16 protein-coding genes are annotated in these 16,384 nt (G+C 52.8%); 6 read left to right on the top strand and 10 right to left on the bottom strand.

Features of this window, described 5'->3' with window-relative positions; translation table 11 throughout:
* Positions 1–68 precede the first annotated feature (68 nt).
* Genes QY332_12790 through QY332_12800 form a run of 3 tightly spaced genes read left to right on the top strand, consistent with a single transcriptional unit; the run spans position 69 to position 2,355 of the window.
* Entirely contained in the window at positions 69–1,475 is a 1,407-nt protein-coding gene (locus tag QY332_12790) for an AAA family ATPase (protein WKZ34489.1), read from the top strand.
* Positions 1,475–2,101: a histidine phosphatase family protein gene (locus tag QY332_12795; protein ID WKZ34490.1), complete on the top strand. Its 627-nt coding sequence runs from the start codon at positions 1,475–1,477 to the stop codon at positions 2,099–2,101. The genes QY332_12790 and QY332_12795 overlap by 1 nt, the downstream gene beginning before the upstream one ends.
* Positions 2,101–2,355 (top strand): Smr/MutS family protein, encoded by a 255-nt coding sequence (locus QY332_12800; GenBank protein WKZ34491.1) that lies wholly within the window; start codon positions 2,101–2,103, stop codon positions 2,353–2,355. The genes QY332_12795 and QY332_12800 overlap by 1 nt, the downstream gene beginning before the upstream one ends.
* 36 nt (positions 2,356–2,391) lie before the next feature.
* Here QY332_12800 and QY332_12805 read toward each other — a convergent pair whose 3' ends face one another.
* Positions 2,392–2,880, bottom strand: coding sequence for a transposase (locus tag QY332_12805; protein ID WKZ34492.1), 489 nt, complete (start codon positions 2,878–2,880; stop codon positions 2,392–2,394).
* 25 nt (positions 2,881–2,905) lie between these two features.
* Positions 2,906–3,385: a winged helix-turn-helix domain-containing protein gene (locus QY332_12810; GenBank protein ID WKZ34493.1), complete on the bottom strand. Its 480-nt coding sequence runs from the start codon at positions 3,383–3,385 to the stop codon at positions 2,906–2,908.
* 359 nt (positions 3,386–3,744) lie between these two features.
* Here QY332_12810 and QY332_12815 point away from each other — a divergent pair, with 359 nt between their 5' ends.
* On the top strand, positions 3,745–4,938 hold the full coding sequence (locus QY332_12815; protein ID WKZ34494.1) for an OFA family MFS transporter: 1,194 nt from the start codon (positions 3,745–3,747) through the stop codon (positions 4,936–4,938).
* Between the two features lie 188 nt (positions 4,939–5,126).
* Here QY332_12815 and QY332_12820 read toward each other — a convergent pair whose 3' ends face one another.
* From QY332_12820 to QY332_12850, 7 genes are all read right to left on the bottom strand, one after another.
* Positions 5,127–7,940, bottom strand: coding sequence for a M20/M25/M40 family metallo-hydrolase (locus tag QY332_12820; protein WKZ34495.1), 2,814 nt, complete (start codon positions 7,938–7,940; stop codon positions 5,127–5,129).
* Between the two features lie 112 nt (positions 7,941–8,052).
* Positions 8,053–9,357 (bottom strand): aminotransferase class I/II-fold pyridoxal phosphate-dependent enzyme, encoded by a 1,305-nt coding sequence (locus QY332_12825; protein WKZ34496.1) that lies wholly within the window; start codon positions 9,355–9,357, stop codon positions 8,053–8,055.
* Between the two features lie 192 nt (positions 9,358–9,549).
* On the bottom strand, positions 9,550–9,864 hold the full coding sequence (locus tag QY332_12830) for a putative quinol monooxygenase (protein WKZ34497.1): 315 nt from the start codon (positions 9,862–9,864) through the stop codon (positions 9,550–9,552).
* A gap of 2 nt (positions 9,865–9,866) precedes the next feature.
* Complete coding sequence (locus QY332_12835; protein ID WKZ34498.1) at positions 9,867–10,163, bottom strand: hypothetical protein; 297 nt, start codon at positions 10,161–10,163, stop codon at positions 9,867–9,869.
* Positions 10,164–10,174: 11 nt separating this feature from the next.
* The gene (locus QY332_12840) at positions 10,175–10,540 is read right to left on the bottom strand and encodes a hypothetical protein (protein WKZ34499.1); all 366 of its coding nucleotides are present in this window, start codon (positions 10,538–10,540) and stop codon (positions 10,175–10,177) included.
* Positions 10,541–10,739: 199 nt separating this feature from the next.
* Positions 10,740–11,081: a PilZ domain-containing protein gene (locus QY332_12845; protein WKZ34500.1), complete on the bottom strand. Its 342-nt coding sequence runs from the start codon at positions 11,079–11,081 to the stop codon at positions 10,740–10,742.
* An 88-nt stretch (positions 11,082–11,169) separates the two neighbouring features.
* Positions 11,170–12,015: a PIG-L family deacetylase gene (locus tag QY332_12850; GenBank protein WKZ34501.1), complete on the bottom strand. Its 846-nt coding sequence runs from the start codon at positions 12,013–12,015 to the stop codon at positions 11,170–11,172.
* Between the two features lie 253 nt (positions 12,016–12,268).
* Here QY332_12850 and QY332_12855 point away from each other — a divergent pair, with 253 nt between their 5' ends.
* Positions 12,269–13,894: an ABC-F family ATP-binding cassette domain-containing protein gene (locus QY332_12855; GenBank protein WKZ34502.1), complete on the top strand. Its 1,626-nt coding sequence runs from the start codon at positions 12,269–12,271 to the stop codon at positions 13,892–13,894.
* 44 nt (positions 13,895–13,938) lie between these two features.
* Positions 13,939–15,078 (top strand): cystathionine gamma-synthase, encoded by a 1,140-nt coding sequence (locus tag QY332_12860; GenBank protein ID WKZ34503.1) that lies wholly within the window; start codon positions 13,939–13,941, stop codon positions 15,076–15,078.
* Between the two features lie 30 nt (positions 15,079–15,108).
* Here QY332_12860 and QY332_12865 read toward each other — a convergent pair whose 3' ends face one another.
* On the bottom strand, positions 15,109–16,383 hold the full coding sequence (locus tag QY332_12865; protein ID WKZ34504.1) for a SpoIIE family protein phosphatase: 1,275 nt from the start codon (positions 16,381–16,383) through the stop codon (positions 15,109–15,111).
* Position 16,384: the final 1 nt, after the last annotated feature.

Below are 16,384 nucleotides of genomic sequence, written 5' to 3' on the forward strand. Positions count from 1 at the left end.
GATTCCCTCCTGGGCGCGCCATGTGTGCCTTTTTATATTCCCAAAAACCCGCATGGTAGAATCAATACATGCCTGATCTCTTCGACCATGCCATGCGCGAACGCATGAAACAGGAAGCTCCTCTTGCCGCACGGATGCGTCCACGCACCCTCGATGAATACATCGGGCAGGAGCATATTGTAGGCCAGGGCAAACTCCTGCGCCGAGCCATCGAAGCGGACCGGCTTTTCTCATCCATCATTTTGTGGGGACCGCCCGGTACGGGCAAGACCACCCTCGCACAGGTGATTGCAAATACCACAAAGAGTCACTTCGTCACCATCTCCGCCATCCTTGCAGGAAAAGCAGACCTGCGCGTTGTCATTGACCAAGCCCTTGAACGCAGGCGCCTCCACAACGAACGCACCATCCTCTTTGTGGACGAAGTTCACAGATGGAACAAGGCGCAACAGGATGCCCTTCTGCCCCACGTCGAGAACGGCACATTTACGCTCATTGGCGCGACCACTGAAAATCCATATTTCGAAGTCATTAAGGCATTGATCTCCCGCTCGCGGGTATTTCAACTTCGCAATTTGAACCAGGCGGAGACCGGCATTTTGCTTGACCGAGTCCTCGTGGACACGGAACGCGGCTACGGCAACAAACGCATCAATCTGGACCTCGCGGCCCGATCCCACTTAATTGAAGTTGCATCCGGCGATGCACGGAATGCGCTCAATGCGCTGGAATTGGCGGTGGAATCCACAACGCCAGATAGCGATGGAGTCATACACATTACACTGGATGTGGCCCAGGAATCCATCCAGCAGAGAGCCGTACTCTACGACAAGGATGGCGACGCACATTACGACACCATCTCCGCATTCATCAAATCTGTGCGCGGCTCCGACCCGGACGCCGCCCTATACTGGCTCGCAAAAATGATCTACGCCGGCGAAGACCCGAAATTCATCATCCGCCGATTGATCATTCTGGCAGGCGAGGACATTGGACTGGCAGACCCGATGGGGCTGGTAGTGGCATCATCCGCCGCACAAGCCTTTGATTATATTGGCCTGCCTGAAGGGATATATCCCATCGTCGAAGCGACGTTGTATCTCGCCGCCGCGCCCAAATCCAACACGGCGGGGGCATATTTCAAAGCAATGAAGAAGATCGAGGAAGAGGGTCAAACTTCCGTGCCACGCCACCTCATGGACGGCAACCGCGATGCCGCCGCAATGGGACACGGCAGGGATTACGTCTACCCGCACGAGTTCGAGGGTCACTTTACACCCCAGCAATATCTCCCCAAGCGGCTGCTCGGCACATATTTTTATTCGCCATCGGAAGAAGGCTATGAGTCACAGGTCAAGTCCCGTCTGGAGATGTGGCGAGAGGCACAGCGCAAAGCATTGGGAATCACGAAGGTGGAGAATATTCCCGATATGAGCGAGGAACAAATCCAGGAAATGAAGAGGAAAATCAAGTAATGACTTTATTATTATTAATCCGCCACGGCGAGAATGATTATGTCAAGACGGGAAAAATGGCAGGACACATTCCGGGCGTGCATCTCAATGAAAGGGGACAGAAACAGGCTCAGGCGCTGGCAGAGGCGTTGAAGGATGTCCCGCTAAGGGTAGTGTATTCCAGTCCCCTGGATCGGGCAATGGAAACAGCGGGTCCGATTGGCGGGTCGCATAAGTTGAAGATCATCGAGGAACCCGACCTGAAGGATACGCACATCGGCAAATGGCAGGGGCGTTCGTGGAAGGTCATGCGGCTGACCAGGTCGTGGAAGATCATCCAGAACGCCCCGTCGCGGTTTCGGTTTCCCGAAGGCGAGTCGTTTCCCGAATGTCAATTGCGCATCGTGAATGTGTTGGAGGGAATCGTTCACGCGCATAGTAAACCAAAGGATGTTGTTGCGGTTGTTTTCCACGCCGACCCGATCAAGCTGGCGGTGGCACATTTTCTCGGTATGCCGCTCGACCAGTTCCAGAGGCTGGGCTGCGATACCGGCTCTCTGACCGCATTGCACGTGAACGAAATGGGCGCACACTTGATGAAGTTGAACCAGCGTCCACCGTTCGATTTCCTGCCGAAGAAGAAATAATGGCGAAATTAAAGCTCGACCTGCATGAGATCTACAATCGCGGAGACAAGATCGATGCGGAATTGAACCGCATCGTGGAGGAAGCCATTGACAGGAAGATCGCACTGGTCGAGATCATTCCCGGCAAGGGCAGCGGACAGCTCAAGAAAAAAGTCATGCGTTTTTTAAATCAAAATCACATCAAAAAACTGTATCACCGCGTAGAGAAGGACGACAAGAACTTCGGGCGGATTTTTATCCATTTCAGGTTCTAAAGTGAACGCACTAGACATGCAAGTCGAGCTTGTTATTCAGGTTAACTGAAGTTGCCTAACAGAAAGACCGGCGGCATGAAAGAAGCCAAGAAGTAAGTCTGGTCGACGACGCAAGCGAGCAAAACCACGATCAAGCATTGAGCGAATCTCCTCTTTAGAAGTTGGACGAGCATTTCTGAGATGTTGTTTAACATTTCCGTGACAATACTCTTCCGGATTGAGCTGTGGAGCGTAAGCAGGTAACTCTTCAATCATGATCTCAGGATGCTGGCAGAGATAAGCTTTGGTGAGCTTGCTAAGATGAATACGGGCTCGATCCCAGATCAAGATGATTTTTCCAGGTACCTGCCTACGGAGGTGTTCAAGTGCCTCAATCAAGTTATCGCTTTTTATCGAACCTTCAAAACATTTCTTGTAGATCTTGCCTGTAAGTGTCAGCGCTACGGCTGTCGATAGCGCTCGACGATCTTTGGTTACCCGTCGAAAAACGGGTCTCTTGCCAGTCCGAGCCCACGTCGTAGCCAATATTTCTTGAAAGGAGAACCCAAATTCATCCCAAAATACGATTTTTGCTTTGAGACGATGTGACTTTTTTTATCCTTGGCCAATCTCCTAGCAACCAAGCTTCCACTAACTCTTTTTCCTGTTCAATAGCCTGTGGCATTGGCTTTTGTGGACTGAAACCTAGTTTGCGCAACAATCGATTGAGGTAATTCGGATGATAAGTGACATCAAATTCTCTTTTGATCAATTTTTGGACACGGTCCAATGTCCAGCGATCAGTTGGATATCCATTCGCCAAAGCCCCTCGTTCCAGCTTCCTCTTTAAGCTTTGCTTTTGTGGATTACTCAACTTCGGCTCGCTACCAGCCGCTTTTCTTTTTTGGAGTCCGCGCATACCTTTTGTTTCTATGATTCTGGCCCATTGGCCGACCGTGGCCCGGCTTACTCCGAGGTGTCTTGAGATTTCGGCTTTTGACATTTTTCCAGCTTTCAACAGCCGTCCACCTTCAAGCCGTCTTTCTTCCATTTGTTCTCGGGTTAGGTATGATGGTTTCCATGTCATACCGACTATTGTAAATCAATCTAAGTAAACCTGAATAGTATGGTATCTTCAAAAAACGCCAGCGCGTACGCCCGGCGTTTTTTCTCCAGCCTGCAAAACCCGGCAATCGCTGGATTATCATTCCTTGTCATTTCATTGATCGATGTTCGGGAACGGCAATCGCATCCCTTTCAAGCCGTACAAATCACCAGGGAGCCGAAAAAGGAAGAGAAGAAAGCCGCGGAAAAGCCATGCTGCTGCCGGAATCCGCGCTATGACAAACGCCTTGAGTGTGATAGCATCCAGCGCCGAATTGCGGTATTCACTAATTTTGAGGAGAAAATATGTGGACAATAAAAAATAGGTACGTAGTATTAATAGGCGCCTTGCTTGCGCAAGTGACAATTGCGGGTTTGTACGCATGGAGCATATTTGGGAGAGCCCTTGAAGTGGAAAGGGGATGGGGACCTAATGAGATTTTGGTTCCTTACGCGTTAGCCCAGTTTGTCTTCGCGTTCAGTACATTGTTTTCGGGGTGGTTGGTTGACAGAAAGGGACCGAGGATTGCGTTGGTTATCGGCGGCTTGTTGTACGGCGGCGGTCTGATTTTATCCTCGTTCGTTACCTCGCCGATTCTATTGTATTTAACCTACGGTGTGTTGTCTGGGGCAGGGGTTGGATTTGTATATGTCTGCCCATTGTCAACATTAATCAAGTGGTTCCCAAAAAATCGCGGCATGATTACAGGTTTATCGGTGGGTGTGTTCGGCGGCGGCAGCATTATTTTTCAATGGGTTATCTCAAACTTTTTAACGATTACAGATGTGTCTGGTGCCTTCTTATATCTGGGGATGATTTCCATGGGCGTAATCTTGGTTGGCGCCCTGCTCACAAATAACCCTGTAGGCTTTGTTAAGAAAGCCGGGGAAAAGGGTGAAGGGGATTACACAACTGCCGAGATGGTTAAGACGAGGAAGTTTAAGCTGATTTGGGTTATGTACTGGCTTGCAGTCATACCTGGTTTGCTTGTTCTTGGCGCCGCCAAGAATATTGGGATTGAGGTGGCGGGGCTTGAGGCTGTAGCCGCAACCTCAGTGATATCCATTCTGGCTATTTCCAATGCCGGCAGCAGGCTTGTGTCTGGCTCGTTGTCTGACAAGCTTGGCACATTGAAGGTATTCAAAGGGATATTTACAATCACCATTCTCTCTTTATTGTTCTTGAGCTTTTTAGCCCAAATTAAACTGTTCTTCTACCTTGGTGTTATTGGCGTGGCTGTCGGTTATGGCGGTTTCCTGGCTTTATTTCCAACTTTCACAAATCAGGAATTTGGCTCCTACCGCTATGCGTCGAATTATGGCGTCGTCTATCAAGCGTATGGTCTCGCCGCGCTATCGGGTATTTTCTTGAAATCTCTGGTGGGAAGCTATACAACTACTTTTATCTTTTCCACCTTTGCAGTTGCAGCAGGGCTTGCCATCGCGTTTATGCTAACCGAAAGGAAATCCGAGCTTGCAACAGGAAAGTCAGCGGCTTAAGTAGATATCGAAAAGTATTCTAAACAAGATTGTTCTCGACGACTTGAGCAGAAATTCCTCTTAAAGAACTTGCTGACAGTGCCTTAAATAAAATCCATCTTTAACATGATGAATTTTCTCCAAGGCATTGTTCGAGGGTGCACAATAACCCTCAGACCTGTCTTTTTATAGCAGGCCCGAGAGTTATCTTACTTCCACAACTTTGCCAACTCGTTCAGCGATTTGTAATACGGCTCGATGCTGGGGATGAAGTGCGCCTCGTTCTTTGCATGGGGACCGATCCCCGACTGACCCCAGACGACGGCTTGTCCGCCGGGGGCGAATCTCGCGCTGGTACCGGGTAACTTCTTCCCGATCCTCGGTTCATTCCCACCCGACGCCTGTTTGACCGCTTGGATGAGCGCTTTCAACGCCGGGGTATTCGGGTCGCACGCCACGCCGTTTTCCATCACCGAAAAGTTGACTTCCAGTCCGTTGGATTCGCAATACGCTTCGACCTGCGACCTTAACCCTTCGACATCATCCTGCGGGATGGGACGGATTTCCACGCCGAGAATCCCCTCCCCGGCTGTGACGTTGTACACGCCCGGCGTTCCGACATTGATGAACGGGAATTTCGCCTGCGATTGCCAGCCATCGGATGATTTCAGTGTGAGGTGCTTGGAAAAGATTTCATTCAACGCAGAACGCGCGGCGATGAGTTTTTCGCTCAAGTCGCCTGTGCCTGCCACGCCGCTGTGACCTTTTGCTCCTCGTGCGATGACATCAAAGCGCATCACGCCGCGATTCTCCACGCAGATTTCGCCGAAGAGCTCGTCGCCTTTTTCACCTGTCCGCTCGCCTGCGACGAACAACGAGGGGATGAGATTTAATTCCTTCAGCACATGCGGCGTTCCCCACTCCTCCGCTTCACCATTTTCTTCGTTACCGACCAGCAGTAATGAAATATTGGGGGATGGCGCTCCCGATTTCAGCATATCCTTCATCCACACCATATAGGTCGCTACAACGGTTTTCATGTCCGCTGCGCCACGGCCCCAGAGATAATCCCCCTCGATATACGGGGTAAATTGCGAATCGTCAGGTTCGGGTTCGACAACGTCAAAGTGACCTGTTAACAGAATCAGGGGTTGATGGTTCTCGTGCGGACGGGAGGTGAACGGCGGAAAGGCCGCATATACTGCGGGATATTTTCCATCAAAGAATTTTACGTCCAGGCCGACATTTCGCAGGTAATCATCGATCAATGAACCTGCGCGATGGACTTCATCATGGCGTTCGTCAGGACTGGCCGTAACAGACGGAATGCGAATCAATTGCTGGGCGAGATCAAGAATTTCGCTGGTTTTATCCGGATAGGAAACTTCAATAACCGCCTGGGCACGCGGGCGAAATTGGATTGGCGTTTGAGATGACTGCCTCGCCGCGTCACGCCCGCGCTGAAGGAATTCCGCGATCCTGGATGCGTCACCGCCGAGCATCTTGTAATCAGATGCAATCCGTTCCACATCGCTTTTGACCTGCGCTTCGCGCTCAAAATGAATCTCCTTCAAAACATCCAGCGGCACCTCGCTGCCGCCGCCCAATTGACTTTGCAGGCGGGCACGGATTTTTTCAGCAGTGCTGCGGGCACCTTCGGACATTTCGACGAGGGGATGTAAATCGTTCCACAAGTTCAATGCCTCAGCCAACGGCCTGACTTCATTAAGTGTCCATTTGAGGAAATCGCGCATGCCCGTTGGCTTGGCAGTCAGCGGATTTTCGATCTCGGCGCGCATGCTGAATTTCGCGGCGAGGGTCTCGTTGGCCCGGGCGCGGGCGATGTCTTCGCGGTCGTATCGGAAACCACGTGCAAACTGCGGATCTGAATAGATGCGCAAAAGCAGAAGGTGTTTAAGGGTCAGATTCGCAATATCCAGATCGAGGCTGTGGCCGCCATCATCCACGCGGATTTCGACGCGCCCCATCGGCAGGTTAATGCGTGCCATGAGATTCTGTTTTTCGATCTGCAGGGCCATCTCCTCGGGAGGCGCCGCCTGCCCCACGGCAAACAGGCCGCGGGTATAAAGATGCGTCAACTCGTCACTTGTGGTGGAGATCAACCGCTCGACCGGCTCCGCAAATGAACGCGCGCGCACAGGAGTCCAGTTGTTATTTCCGAAACGCATGCCGCGGCGCACGAGGTCATAAGAGAGCTGCAGGTAATCGTTGTACGAACGGTAGAGATCAGGGAGATCAAGCTCGCGCGGATTGGGGAAGGTGAGATTACGGACCGAATCATGCCCGGTGAGGACAACCACCGCGCGTCCATCCCTGACCTGAGCCTGCATCGGCGTGGACGCAGCGGTCGCAATGAACAGGCTGGCAAACGCGCGCAGGAGGCGCGTTGCCGTTATATAGAATTCCGATTTGAACTCATCAAGATGTGTATCGCCGCGTTCACTCGATGAAAGATGCATGAAATCCCATGCAAAGAGCGGATCGGGCAGGGAGAGGTTGCTGTGAATGCCCGCGGTTGCAAGCGTATCGCCATACAGATCAACACATTTTTTGAGATAACGGCGCTTCGCGATCTCCCAACTATCAGGGATGGAATGATGGCTGATCTCCGTGAGGAATAGGAGGTTTCCATGCCAGTAATGCAAACGATCACCGAAGTTGACACTTGCACGATGCAGTGCGTTGATGAGCGAAGCTTCGATGAGGCGCGCTTCAAAGATCGTCCCGCGCGGACTGTAATACGGACGCGTTGCCCACTCGACCATCCAGTGAAAGATCTCGAGTTGACTGAACTGTGCCTGCCAGTGCGGGATGCACTCGGCGCGCAGGTAATCCACAAAGGATTGACGGCTGGGACCCGCGCCGACGGTGAGCAGGGGACGCAACTCAGCATCCAGAAGGTTCCACTCCTGTTCAAAACCGTTGAGTCCGCCCAGCGGTCTTTCTTTGATGGCTTGCTCCACTGCAAGAAGGTATTTGTCGGCGAATTTTTGTGATGGCATAGTCTTTTTAACCACAGATAAACGGAGATAAACAGGGATAGGCGATAAGTGAGCTAGTGATTTCGATACGGCGGCTTTGCCAATCACCGAACCAGCAGATTATTTTGGGAAATTAGTATTTCAGCGCGTTCAAGCCTTCCATCAATCGCTGGAATGCCCCTTCTGTCCGTTCAGCAGGGGTGGCATAGGAGAAGCGGACCCACTCGCTGCCGAAGGGTGAGAAGAACGCACCGGGGACAATGGCAACACCGTGATTTTCCGCCAGGTATTGGCCAAGCGGCTCGCTGTCTGCCCATCCCTTTGCTTTGATGAACTCGCCGACGTTCATGAAGGCATAATAACCCTTCCCGATGATGTGCTGCAGTCCGCTTTCGGCTAGGAGTTTCTTCAAGACCACACGGCTGGCATTGGTTGGCTCGATGATGGTTCTGGCGGCTTCGGCAAATCCCATTTCGTAGGCCGCCATGGCGACGGCGAGTGAATAGAACGAGGGGATGACCCCATGCGAGGCGCGGGCGGTGATGAATTTGATCACGGCTTCATCTGCGATCAAATGACAATTGCGGATGTTGGAACCGCCGAGTGATTTGGTGATGCCATCGAGGAACATGATACGCATCCGCTCTTCGGGGGTGAAGTTCTTGAGGAAGGAATTCAAGTCCATGGCAGATGCATCCGTGACGTAGTGATACATCCAATCGAAGAGCACAAAGGCGACGCCGGCTTCCAATGCAGCCTTGGCGAGCGAAACTTGTTTTTCAACGGTTATGGTCAAGCCAGTGGGGTTATCGGGATTGGTGATGATGAGACCTGCGAGTTTGCGCCCTTTTGACTCGGCAAACTTCACGCTTTCACGAATCGCATCTTCAGAATACGCCCATCCCTGTGCGGGGTCGCCCGGCGCCCAGAGGACGTTCGCACCGACTCCGTATGGTCCCCAGTTGTAGGAGATCCACGGGACGCGCGAGACCATAACGAGGTCGCCCTGACGTCCGTGACCGAGCGCCAGCATGGCTTGATAGGCTTTGATGAGCGCATCGCGTCCGCCCGCAGTGCCGAGCACGTTGGCGGGTCCCCGGCCTGAGGAGGAATCCAGTTTCCAATATTGCTCGATCACGGACTTGCGATAGGCGTCTGTGCCGAAGGGCATATCGTAGGACGTCCCATGCTCGAGCTGGAGTTGAAGCGCGCGTTCGAGGATCGGTTTGGGAGTTCCAGGCAATGATGCGCCTCCATCGCCTTGTGAAGCATCATAAACCGCCGAGTCGGGATTCTTTTCCTGATATACCTTCAATGATTTGTTGATAAGGAACATGCGTGAAGGCGGGATTTCCATCATTTGTTTGAGATGGTTGTTGACAGGAATAAGGTTCTGTTCGTCAACAGCAAAGACCGGGGTGGTGTTGGAAGTGGACATGCTTTCTTCTCCTTAAGAAAAACGCCCCGAGCATCGGGGCGTTTGGTGTATCTGGTAAGGTCAAATCTGCTCCTGTTCACCCGACAACAACCAAAACCCCGCCGCTGAATTGGTGAGGTTGGAATTGGTGTTTGTATCCACGATCAAAAGGTTGAACATTGCGCGCAAGGATACCACCGCGCTCAATCTGCGTCAAGCAATGGAATGGTTTAATCCATGTACGCCAATTGGAAATAATTCTACGCCGTCTGGCGCGGCCGCAAGCAGTGGTCTTGCCTGCGCGATAAGAGCGTGCACCTGCTCGTTGCCCAGGGATGCATCATGCGCATCCCTGCTGTCCCAAATTTCAAACACCCAAAGATGGGTTGAATTGGAAAGGTCTTCACTTACAATGTACATTTGACATTCAGGGATGGCTGCCACAACCTGTGCGGCTTGTTTCAGGATTTCTGCAAGTTGGGCGCGTTTCCCGTCCCGTGCGATCAATTTTCCCGTCATTGCATACATGATTATTTCCCCGCATTCAATTCTACCAATTGTGGCCTGGACTTCGGCACGCGGCGAAGTTCGCCGCGTGCCTCCATGTCCAGCTTTACGGTGGTGTAATACCACGAAATCGACCCGTCAAAATCCTCTTGCAACTGATCCGCGACAAGCCCGCCTAATTTCATAAACGTCATGGGGCCGAAGGCCTGCAGATTCTCAAGAATCGCCCTGCGGACAATATCGTATTTTGCTTTCTCAATGCGGACAGCCTGCTTCGTCGGGTCGGGGTTAAGAGCAAGAACCGTTTCATCCGAAGACATGATGCACCTGCCTACTCTGAGGGATTCATGCTCGTATACAAAGCAAGCACGTTCCAGGTTGGGTCCTGAAAAACCCCCCATCCAGCCAAAACCGGGGATCTCTGTTTTTTATACAGGATTTTTCCGCCAAGTTTTTCCACATTCATCAAGTCCGTCTCGATATCATCGCTACCAATATAAACGAGCACCTGTCCGGCTGGGTTTTCTTTGGAAATCTGTGGGAAGCCGCCGCCCGTCCCATCCGCCGCCTCCCACAAGGTGTAATTCATGTCAGGTATATGCTGGAGTTTCCAGCCGAATAGACCGGCATAGAATTTTCCAGCGGCTTCCCCATTTGCGGCGGGGATCTCAACGTGGACAACATTGCGTTTGGACATAATATTCTCCTTTTCTAAAAACGGATAAAGTTGATATATTTTAGAACATTATTTCTAATAACGCAAGCGCCAGAAATGGAATTTCTTTCCAATCCACCGCCAAATACATGCAAATACGCTTCGTGCCGGACCGTGCACCTGCCCCCCGAAACAAAGAAGTCCCGTGTTTAGCAGGACTTCTTATACTTCGTTTTTCTATTTATTTGCCAAACTTTTCCAGAATACGAACGAAAATATCCCTGTCTTCGGGCATGATCTCCACAAGCTCAAAGCCAACGCGGTAGAGGGTCAGCTCGATGGTATCCTGCTCGCACCATTTTGTGCGGGCGATCAGCACGATATAGGGGAGATCCGCCAAGTCGGCGGTCAATTCAAGGCGAAGATAATAATCCTTATCGATGGGTAGAGGTGCTATTGTCTCCAGTTTCAGTCCGACGGAACTGATCTCCACCATGTGGCCAAGAAGCTCCTGTGTATCGTCGTTCAGGACCCGCATATAAAAAGGAAAATTCTTTCGCGGAGTGGTCCTTCGTTCAGGCATGTGACCTCACTTTCGCTAGACAATCAGACCGTTTCCCTGATTATACATAAATAACAGTGAGGCGGTTGGAAAAAATCCAGCCGCTTCACTAAATCCCATCAAACAAATCATGTTTTTTGCGAAAATTCCCGTCCACGAGCGGATAGGCGCGCATGAAATCCTCCTTTTCGCCGAACACCTTGGTGATAAATCCCATCAGCCCGCGCCGCATCATAATGCCGCCTTGCGAAGCGTGCGCCGCGCTCGCCAGCCGCTTCTCCTCGCCCACAGAGCGGATGTTCACGCGCACATGCACAGGGAAATCCACTTCGGCGAGTTCCTTCAAGTTAATGTCGCCGTTGCGTCCCCACTTGGTCGGGTCTTTGCCGAGAATGGGCATGATGCGCGTCATCACACGCAGGAACCAGCGCGGGAAAACCTGGTAATACAGCGCGCGCGGTTTGAACGGCGCACCCGCCTCGGGGTAAAAAGAGTCATTGTCCGCATTTGCAAAGGCAAAGGTCGTCGCCTTGTGGATGTGGATATGGTCGGGATGCCTGTATCCGCCGATCGGGTCGAACGTGATGACCACATCAGGCTTCAACTCGCGGATATATTTCACGACCTTCCCCGCCACTTCCTCGATGGGATGCTGGATCTGCGCATCGGGATGGTTGTTCTCCTCCATGCCGGGCATGCCTGAATCGCGGTAGCCCAAAAAGAAAACTTCCTTCAAACCCAGATGTTTCGCGGCGTTCATCAACTCGTGCGTGCGCAGTTCCGCCGTATCTTTGAAGCCGTTCAGGTGCTCCTCGTCCACCGTGCCAGCCTCGCCGCGCGTGGCGCACACGTAATACGTTTCATATCCGCGTTTTGCGTACAACGCCAGCGTCCCGCCCAAGCCAAACGACTCGTCGTCGGGATGCGCCAGCACTGCTAAAATCTTCTTCGTCATATTCACCTCGGGTTGGAACTTTTTTCAGTAAATTTCGTCCATTGATGGACGCGCAAACAATTCACAAGTTTACCCCACAGTGATACAATCCGCCCGTCGAAAAGGATATCCAGCGAATGACAGACAACTTGTAGCCAACCAAAGTGTTCAGGGCAGTTCCCTATGGCGTTCCACACAGCCGAGGCTTGCCCTCGGTGTTCTTTTTAAGTTGGTTGAATAGCGCGAAGCGCGTATCGAAACCACAGGTGTCATCATGCTTAGTATCCACAACCTTTCAAAACATTTCGGCATCCAGCCCGTTCTACAAAACATCAACTTCCATATCAGCACAGGCGAGCGCATCGGTCTGATCGGCGCCAATGGCTCGGGCAAGACCACCCTCATGCGCATCCTCGCGGGTCTCGAACATCCTGATTCGGGGAATGTCGCTTCGACGCGCCCAAATCTACGGATCGGCTATCTCGCCCAAAGCATGGAAATCCAACCCGGGCAGACGCTTCACTCCGCGCTTGGGCTTGATTCTGATTCCCAAAGCGACCCAGCCCTCGAAGTGGAGTCCCTCGCCCAAGCCTTATCCCAACACCCAAACGACCCAGCCCTCCAAGCCAAATACGACGACGCGCTTCATAAACTGTCATCTTCCCACGGTCTACTGTCCATCGTCCTCGGTCCATTAGGGCTTGCCCACCTCCCCGCCGACGCCCCTATCGCCCACCTCAGCGGCGGACAGAAGACGCGCCTGCTGCTCGCCAAGGTACTGCTCGAAGACCCACACTTGCTGTTGTTGGACGAGCCCACCAACCACCTCGACATCGAAATGCTCGAATGGCTGGAAGACTGGCTGAAGCGCTTCCATGGCGCGGCGCTCATTGTCTCACACGACCGCACGTTTTTGGATAACACGGTTACCGCGATTCTCGAATTGGATTCAGTCACGCACACCATCCGCGCATTCGACGGCAATTACAGCAACTACCTCGAACAAAAATTACTCGAATTCGACAAACAAGCGCAAGCCTATCAAGACCAGCAGGATGAACTCGCCCAATTGCGCCGCGCAGCAAGACACATCCGCAGTTTGACCGTGATGAAGAAAGGCGGCAAAGCGGATGGCGGCGACAAGTTCGCCAAAGGTTTCTTCGGCAACCGTGCCACCAAACGAGTGGCGGGACGCGCCAAGAATATCGAAGCCCGCATTGATCACCTGCTCACCGAAGAAAGAATCGAAAAGCCGCACGGCTCATGGAAACTCAAACTCGATTTCGGTACACCTGAACATCAATCAAAGGACGTGCTCGTCACAGATTCGCTCTCAATTGGCTACACGCAGGAAAATCCGCTGCTTACGGATATCAACCTGTTCATCCGCGCAGGTCAGCGCGTAGTATTGACGGGCGCGAACGGCTCAGGCAAAACCTCGTTCATCCGCACCATCGTTGGCAAGATTGCCCCGCTGGCAGGATCGTTCTGTTTGGGCCGCGCGGTCAAACTCGGCTACATTGCGCAGGAGCAGGAATTGCTGAATCCCGCCCTCAGTGGCGTACAAACCATCCAAGCCGTATCAAGCATCAACGAGACAGAGACGCGGAACTTCCTCCACTATTTCCTCTTCAAAGGGGATGCCGCTCTGCGTCCCGCAGGTGAACTTTCCTTCGGCGAACGAGCACGTTTGCAATTGGCGCTGCTCGTCGCACAGGGATGCACCTTCCTGATCCTGGATGAACCCATCAACCATCTCGACATCCCCTCGCACGAACACTTTGAAGAAGCGCTGGAAAATTTCAACGGGACGATCCTTGCCATCCTCCATGACCGCAGTTTTATCGAGCGGTTCGCCACCGACGTTTGGGTTGCAAAAGATGGTAAGATTTCAAAATAACCCGTAGGGGCTCAATGTTGTTGTGCCCCGCCAAAGGAGCATGAATGAAATTTGAAACTCTCGCCATCCACGCCGGGCAGGAGCCCGACCCCAACAACGGCGCGGTGATGACACCCGTCTATCTCACGTCCACGTATAAGCAGGACGGCATCGGTAAACCACGACAGGGGTATGAGTATTCGCGCACGCTCAACCCCACCCGCAAGGCATTGCAGGATTGTCTCGCTGAACTTGAAAGCGGACAGTGGGGACTGGCGTTCGCTTCGGGCATGGCGGCAACCGATACGGTCCTGCGCCTGCTCTCGAATGGCGACCATGTCGTCGCTGGCAATGACGTGTACGGGGGGACGTTCCGTCTCTTCGATAAAGTCCTGCGCCGCTTCGGTCTGGACTTTACATTTGCCGACACGACCGATCCTGAGAACCTCGCCGACGCCTTGACCGCGCAAACCCGCATCGTGTGGCTGGAGACTCCCACCAATCCCCTGCTGGCAGTCACGGACATCCGCGCGGTGGCGGAAGTGGTGAAGAGTCACCCGAACAAACCGATCCTCGTCGTGGATAACACCTTCGCCACACCATATCTTCAACGTCCGCTCGAACTGGGCGCGGATCTGGTCGTCCACTCGATGACCAAATATCTCGGAGGACATTCGGATGTGGTCGGCGGCGCGATAGTTGGAAAAGATATAGAACTCGGCGAACAACTTGCCTATCTACAAAACGCCATCGGCGGCGTGCCGGGACCGATGGACTCATTCCTCGTGTTGCGCGGCATCAAGACGCTCCCCATCCGCATGGACAGACACGCCGAAAACTCGGAAAAAATTGTTTCGTTTTTGGAGAAGCAGAAAAAGGTCAGCAGGCTGATCTACCCATATCACGAGAGTCACCCCCAAGTCCAGATCGCGAAGCGGCAGATGAAGAATGGCGGCGGGATGATCTCCTTCATCATGAAGGACGGACGCGATGCGGCGGTCAAGGTCGCGGAATCCACCAAATTATTTACGCTGGCAGAATCATTGGGTGGCGTCGAGTCGCTGATCGAAGTCCCCGCGGCGATGACGCATCTCTCCACACAAGGCTCCACGCTGGAGGTCGATCCCGGTCTCGTGCGCCTATCGGTCGGGATTGAAAATGCGGAGGATTTGATCACAGACCTTGAACAGGCATTATTGAAATAAACGACGACCTCCCGAACGGGAGGTCGTCGTTTATTGATCGCCTTTTTTCAATCGTATTGTTGACGCGGCGCTCGCCGTATTAACCGCAACCAGCGTAACATCGTCATCCTGCTTGGAGCCGCTTTGATAATTCTTCAACATCTCCAAAAGATTGTCGCAAACCTGTTGCGCACTGAGATATGCGTAACCGCTCAATATTTTCTTAATGCGCTCCAATCCAAAAGGCTCGCCTTTTGGATTGCGGCAATCGGTCATCCCGTCCGTATAAAGCAGCAACGTGTCGCCGGGCAGCAATGTAATTGAACGTTCGTCCAGGGTGACCACATCCCACAAGCCAAGGGCCATGCCTGTGCCGTGCGGGATGCGCTCGACGCTGCCGTCCACATGCAACAACAGAGGCGGTTCATGTCCGGCACGCGCATAGGAAAACTCGCGGGTCTTCAAATCCAATATTCCATACAATACTGTTACAAACTGGGTCGATTTCTGCAGGCGCGTGATGTGCATATTCACCAGACGGAGCACCTCCCCGGCTGTCAGCCCAATATCCGCCTCCGCCATGATAAGCGCGTGGGCGCGCGCCATGAACAAGGCGGACGGTACGCCTTTGTCCGCCACATCGCCGATCAAGACTCCCACGCGGTTATCCTTGAGAGGAAAGACATCGTACAGATCACCTCCCACCTGACGGGCGGGCAGGATACACGCTCCGAATCCAAATTCATCGAAATCGGGCAGGACGTCGGGCAGGATGCTTAATTGGATGTCGGCGGCAACCTGCAGCTCGCGTTCAAGGCGTTCCTTTTCGATCAGTTGCGCCTGTGCCGCCTTCAATTCATCATACGCAGTTTGCAATTGACGGTTCTTCTCGGTCAGGTCTCGGAAGGTGGCGGTATTGGTCGCATCCAGACGCTGGCTTAACACACGCACCATCGAAAGCGCCAGTTCCGGATGCTTCTTCGTCATGGTCAGGAATTGGGCGCGACTCATTGAAAGCAGCGTGGATTTTCCGCGGGCACGCACGCTGGCAGTGCGCTGCCCTCCGGGCGTGATAAGACTCATCTCGCCGAGATATTCTCCCTCGTACAAAACATTAAGCAGGAGTTCATCCGGCGTATCCTCCGCCATAAGCACCTCCAGCATCCCTTTCAAGACCACATAAAAATGCTCGCCGGGGTCGCCTTCACGAAAAAGGATTTCGCGGTCTTCAAGCTTGCATACATCCAGGGAAGCGAGCAACGCGTCCAACTCCTCTGGAGGCAGGGCGGCGAATAAAGGGATTGTGGAAAGCAGGTTGACACTCATA

The sequence above is a fragment of the Anaerolineales bacterium genome (assembly GCA_030583885.1).
Taxonomy (GTDB): Bacteria; Chloroflexota; Anaerolineae; order Anaerolineales; family Villigracilaceae; genus Villigracilis.

Coding starts and splice junctions, on each gene's coding strand:
- QY332_12850 (WKZ34501.1), bottom strand. CDS start 12,015: ATGACGAAGAAGATTTTAGCAGTGCTGGCGCATCCCGACGACGAGTCG.
- QY332_12835 (WKZ34498.1), bottom strand. CDS start 10,163: ATGTCTTCGGATGAAACGGTTCTTGCTCTTAACCCCGACCCGACGAAG.
- QY332_12800 (WKZ34491.1), top strand. CDS start 2,101: ATGGCGAAATTAAAGCTCGACCTGCATGAGATCTACAATCGCGGAGAC.
- QY332_12860 (WKZ34503.1), top strand. CDS start 13,939: ATGAAATTTGAAACTCTCGCCATCCACGCCGGGCAGGAGCCCGACCCC.
- QY332_12845 (WKZ34500.1), bottom strand. CDS start 11,081: ATGCCTGAACGAAGGACCACTCCGCGAAAGAATTTTCCTTTTTATATG.
- QY332_12820 (WKZ34495.1), bottom strand. CDS start 7,940: ATGCCATCACAAAAATTCGCCGACAAATACCTTCTTGCAGTGGAGCAA.
- QY332_12840 (WKZ34499.1), bottom strand. CDS start 10,540: ATGTCCAAACGCAATGTTGTCCACGTTGAGATCCCCGCCGCAAATGGG.
- QY332_12815 (WKZ34494.1), top strand. CDS start 3,745: ATGTGGACAATAAAAAATAGGTACGTAGTATTAATAGGCGCCTTGCTT.
- QY332_12865 (WKZ34504.1), bottom strand. CDS start 16,383: ATGAGTGTCAACCTGCTTTCCACAATCCCTTTATTCGCCGCCCTGCCT.
- QY332_12810 (WKZ34493.1), bottom strand. CDS start 3,385: ATGGAAGAAAGACGGCTTGAAGGTGGACGGCTGTTGAAAGCTGGAAAA.
- QY332_12830 (WKZ34497.1), bottom strand. CDS start 9,864: ATGTATGCAATGACGGGAAAATTGATCGCACGGGACGGGAAACGCGCC.
- QY332_12855 (WKZ34502.1), top strand. CDS start 12,269: ATGCTTAGTATCCACAACCTTTCAAAACATTTCGGCATCCAGCCCGTT.
- QY332_12795 (WKZ34490.1), top strand. CDS start 1,475: ATGACTTTATTATTATTAATCCGCCACGGCGAGAATGATTATGTCAAG.
- QY332_12825 (WKZ34496.1), bottom strand. CDS start 9,357: ATGTCCACTTCCAACACCACCCCGGTCTTTGCTGTTGACGAACAGAAC.
- QY332_12790 (WKZ34489.1), top strand. CDS start 69: ATGCCTGATCTCTTCGACCATGCCATGCGCGAACGCATGAAACAGGAA.